Genomic DNA, 4,472 nt, shown 5'->3' on the forward strand with positions numbered 1-4,472 from the left:
AGTACAAGTTTCAACCCTGACTCCAGGCAATGCTAATAGATAGTCTAGATGGAAGCTCATAACGGTAAATGTATTATAAGGTACATTTTACACCATAAACTCAGAAGAGCCATTACAACTATGTTTTGAGCCAATGAATATCTAATCACTACATATTTATCACTACCGACAATTTTTAAGATTAATTCTAGCCTTTGCCTTCTCAAGGCTTGAGCCTCCCAGGGTGACTGGGTAAGAAAGTGATGCAACCCTTGAGCATTTTCTAGCCCATTATCTCTGCAATGGCTGGTAGCGTCTTACGTTTAATATCAGAAACTATACCAGCATGAAGGTGGGTAAAAGCTTCAAAGCTTCTGACTTCTGAAAACAGATTTCTGTAATAGCTACAATACTCATCAATCAATTTCAAGGTTGAATCAGCTTGGCGAGGCTTAACCATAGACCCAGCTCTGGTTTGAGAGATTTTGTTCTATTATACTCTTCCTAGAGTGACAGAAGAGGGGTATTTTTCAGAATTGACCCGCATCCGCGATCGTGACACGGCTTTCTGAGTATTTATACTCAAGTTTAACAAACCGATCTACTCTCCATTAGCACCCCAACTGTGTGTGCCAGTTGAGGGTGCGAAATGTGGGTTTCAAGTTTCGTTCTCGCAGGTGATGAGAAAAAATTTTCATGATAATCGATTCCTTTTATGCCGCGTTGCTGCTTTCATCCTTGACCTTGGTTTTGATCACGAAAGCCTTTAATTCGACCATCTTGCCACCGCGAAAGCACCAGACATCGCAGTACGAGTAATGAGTCGCCTTCCCCTCTTCGTCCTTGATTGTGAGGTCGCCGAGTGCCGTGACGAAATCCCCCTCAGCGATCAAGTTCGCAACGATATTCAAAGGCGGTTTCACATACTCCGTTGCCATCCATTGGCGAACGGCTTCCTTCCCTTGAAGGGTCTTGTCGCCTACCAATGTCCATTGCGTGTCGTCGGTGCAGAACGACAAAAATTCTTCATAGTTGCCCTGAGCGATCGCCGCGTTTGCCGCTTCTAAGATTGCTTTATTTTTGTCTGACATCTGAATCTCTCCTCTGTTCAAGTAGATGCTTTAACGGAGCGAGAGCGGTTTCCCGATCGGTGCGTCCTTCTTAGCCGCCGAATCACCCCGTTGCCGCTTGTGCAAAATTCACTGAACAATTGCAGTCACGCGGATTTCAATCCGCATCGTTGGAAGTCCAAGAGCCGCGACTCCTACCTGTGTCCAAATTGGGGCATGGTTGGGCATGTAATGGCGATATAGCCTGACCATCACCTCGTTAACCTCTGGGGGAAACCCTCCAACATGGTAAGAATTGATGTGGACAACATGCTCCCAACCCGCACCGGCAGTTGCCAAGGTTCGCTCTACGTTCCGAAACGCCTGAGCAATTTCGTCTGCAAGCGATTCGGGAATTTGCAGATCGTCATCCCAGCCACCTTGTCCTGATGTCTCCACTTGATCGCCAATTTTTACCGCTTGCGAGTAATGCAATTCATTCAGCAGGTATTCCCCATAACCAGGGGTAACAAAAAACTTGGGCTTACTCATGGTGTTCCTCATATAATGCGTTTGACTCTATCTCGCGTTGCTGAAACGAGTTTGTTTCGGCATCATCCGATTTAGACCCTAATGTTCAGAATTCACTTGCCATGTAATCACAATAATTTCTGCAAACAGTAAGACAACTATTAGCCGCGAAAACGCTTGCAAAATGGCTTCCATTGCCCAGTTCTGACTCTGAACTTCCCAGATCATCCAAACAAGATTGAATCCAATCACAAACCAGGGTAGAATTACCGCTGAATTCCGTCTGCGATAGAAGCGGATCGTCATCTCCCGCCAAAATGGGAAGGTGCTGAGGAGACAAACAAGGTAAGATACTCCTGCACTGACGAACAAGCTTGTTTGAAGACCCGAAGGCAGGTTTGGGTATCCAAGTGCGATCGCCGTCAGGCAAACTCCGAGCGCGAGGTACAGGAAAGTGAATAAAGTAAATCGTTTCATTATTTCTTCTCCGGTGAAGCTTATTCTCTGTACCAAACACGCACACATTGAAAGCAATTGATTGTGACGCCTTGACTGATCATTACTGGGTAGAAACCATTACTGACCGTCAATCCGTAATTACCATCACTTGTGCCTTCTAGATGATCTGGTAAAACAACGCTTTCAACGTTGATCACCTGTATCGTTGTAGTTTCGATCCACTGATTGACAGCACTCACAACCTCAGAGAAGGATTCATAATCGGAAGCTCCGCCAAAGGATCCCCGTTCAGTAATCCGAGGCGCAAAATCTTTGCACTGAATCATTTTTCCACCACCTTAAAACTGTAGAGTTGACTTAGAGTCTTCGTAGATAGTCGCTCCCGCACTGCGGAGTTCATTCAGAAACCATTCGGTATCCGAGAGCAGTTCGGGTAGGTAAAGCCCAGGGCGGGCAGGAGCGCGGTCGTTCAGTCCCAATACCGACACGAGAGAAAGAACGACGCTCAGACCCGTTAGTGAGACTGCGCCACGCTTGAACTCCAGCATCGATCGCGAACGCTGCGTTCGACCATCGGCTTCGCCCTCAATCTCGACGACGATCTCGGTCGCTGCCTCACTGCCCCGGTGGCGACTGGATGATTCGTCGGTCACTAGGTCGAAACGTGAACCTGTTTCGAGGTCATTCCAGCAAATTGCTTAGAAACCACCAATTCGGAACTGCGATCGCAAAAGATATCTGCCAAGATCGCGATTTAGCCTGCTGTATATCCACCATCGATCACTAAGGGTTGCCCAGTAATGTAGCTGGCAGCATCAGAGCAAAGAAACACAACCGCTTGAGCAATTTCTGTTGCCTGACCGATCCGGCCGATCGGAACCATAGACCCAAGATCATCGAACGTTATGCCTATCTGGTCAGCGCTACGAGCCATTAGATCAGTCGCAATGGGACCGGGATTAACAGCATTAATCCGAATGCCCTGTTTGGCATAGTCAAGTGCGACAGTGCGTGTCAGCCCCATCACCGCGTGTTTGCTGGCAACGTAGGGAGAGATTCCTGGCAGCGCAACAAGACCATTGGTGGACGAATTGTTCACGATCGCGCCTGCGCCCTGGGTGAGCATCTGTTGAATTTCATATTTCATGCACAGAAATACTCCTCGCGCATTGATCGACATGATCTTGTCAAAATCCTCGATCGATTGTTCGTGCAGTGGTTTAACAGCAAGATCAATGCCAGCATTGTTAAAGGCACAATCGAGTCTGCCGTAGGTCGCGATCGCTTTGTACACCAATTCCCGGACATCCGCCTCACTCGATACGTCTGATTTCACGAACAAGCATTCCGCCCCAGTCTCGCGAATCAAATCAGCAGTTTCTTCACCTTCTATACCGCGTATGTCCGAGAAGACCACTTTGGCTCCAGCAGCACCAAATGCGATCGCTGTTGCTCGACCAATTCCCAATGCGCCTCCTGTAACTAACGCCACTTTATCTTGCAGTATCATTCTGTTTCTCCTGTTTCAATCTTTGTGGCTAGATTCCCCGCCCCTGGGAGCGTAAAATGCCAGGATGAGTGAGTACATCCATAAGTGGCATAACGTTCCTGCTCACCGGACGCAGATCACCTTTATCTGTGACCAACAACCTATATTCGTTCTGGTGCAGAGGGCTTGTTAGCTAGTTTTTGTTGCATCGAACATGGAACTTTATGAGTTCAACGCCTTTTCAATACGACGATCGGGAATGAGCCACAGAACTGCAACCAGAACGTATAATGCACATGCAAGCCAAGGGATTGCAAAAGCAAGTGGAATCGTAACTGCATAAATCAATACCGATAACTTGCCTTTAAAATTCCGACCAAGAGCGTTTGCAAGTGTGGAATCTTGACCGTGATTAAAAGCAAGTATGCGGGTCAGAGTGAAGTAGGCGATCGCAGCCAACAATAGAACCACACCATAAAGCGCCACAGGCAACGCAGCAAAGTGATTTTCACCCATCCATGCGGTGACAAAGGGAAATAATGATAACCAGAACAACAAATGTAGGTTTGCCCACAAAGTTGAACCATTCACTTGTCGGACTGCCTGAAACAGGTGATGGTGATTGTTCCAGTAGATACCAACATGCACGAAACTCAACACATAGCTTAGAAAGGTTGGAATCAACGGACGTAGTGTAGCTAAATCTGACTCATGAGGCGTTTTTAACTCCAGTACCATAATGGTGATAATAATAGCAATTACCCCATCACTGAATGCCTCTAACCTACCTTTAACCATTTTTGGATATGCTCCTTGTTTGCTTACCGCGTTGTATAACTGCCGTTTGTAAAAATGGTTGTCCGGTACTCCGTACTGGTTTACTTCTAACCCACATTCCGCAGATGTCGGTCGGATTTCTTTATCAGTTGTGAAAACTTGGAAGCCAAACGCTTTTAGGCTGAAAT

Annotated in this window: 6 protein-coding genes; all 6 read right to left on the bottom strand. The window is 46.9% G+C overall.

The annotated features are described in order from the left end of the window. Window positions 1–692 precede the first annotated feature (692 nt). Entirely contained in the window at window positions 693–1,070 is a 378-nt protein-coding gene (locus QUB44_RS30120; RefSeq protein ID WP_333373430.1) for a nuclear transport factor 2 family protein, read from the bottom strand. A 108-nt stretch (window positions 1,071–1,178) separates the two neighbouring features. Next, window positions 1,179–1,580: a RidA family protein gene (locus QUB44_RS30125; protein WP_333373433.1), complete on the bottom strand. Its 402-nt coding sequence runs from the start codon at window positions 1,578–1,580 to the stop codon at window positions 1,179–1,181. A gap of 78 nt (window positions 1,581–1,658) precedes the next feature. Continuing rightward, the gene (locus QUB44_RS30130) at window positions 1,659–2,036 is read right to left on the bottom strand and encodes a hypothetical protein (protein ID WP_333373435.1); all 378 of its coding nucleotides are present in this window, start codon (window positions 2,034–2,036) and stop codon (window positions 1,659–1,661) included. Window positions 2,037–2,056: 20 nt separating this feature from the next. Further along, window positions 2,057–2,344: a hypothetical protein gene (locus QUB44_RS30135; RefSeq protein ID WP_333373438.1), complete on the bottom strand. Its 288-nt coding sequence runs from the start codon at window positions 2,342–2,344 to the stop codon at window positions 2,057–2,059. A gap of 428 nt (window positions 2,345–2,772) precedes the next feature. Continuing rightward, complete coding sequence (locus QUB44_RS30140; RefSeq protein WP_333373441.1) at window positions 2,773–3,528, bottom strand: SDR family oxidoreductase; 756 nt, start codon at window positions 3,526–3,528, stop codon at window positions 2,773–2,775. A gap of 201 nt (window positions 3,529–3,729) precedes the next feature. Further along, a partial coding sequence (locus tag QUB44_RS30145; protein ID WP_333373444.1) for a TMEM175 family protein occupies window positions 3,730–4,472 on the bottom strand: 743 nt, incomplete at its 5' end.

It is taken from the genome of Microcoleus sp. AT3-D2 (assembly GCF_036705715.1).
GTDB lineage: Bacteria > Cyanobacteriota > Cyanobacteriia > Cyanobacteriales > Microcoleaceae > Microcoleus.

What these genes read in the sequence shown, in the direction of transcription:
- QUB44_RS30120 (WP_333373430.1), bottom strand. Translation starts at nt 1,070, where the DNA reads ATGTCAGACAAAAATAAAGCAATCTTAGAAGCGGCAAACGCGGCGATC.
- QUB44_RS30140 (WP_333373441.1), bottom strand. Translation starts at nt 3,528, where the DNA reads ATGATACTGCAAGATAAAGTGGCGTTAGTTACAGGAGGCGCATTGGGA.
- QUB44_RS30130 (WP_333373435.1), bottom strand. Translation starts at nt 2,036, where the DNA reads ATGAAACGATTTACTTTATTCACTTTCCTGTACCTCGCGCTCGGAGTT.
- QUB44_RS30125 (WP_333373433.1), bottom strand. Translation starts at nt 1,580, where the DNA reads ATGAGTAAGCCCAAGTTTTTTGTTACCCCTGGTTATGGGGAATACCTG.
- QUB44_RS30135 (WP_333373438.1), bottom strand. Translation starts at nt 2,344, where the DNA reads ATGATTCAGTGCAAAGATTTTGCGCCTCGGATTACTGAACGGGGATCC.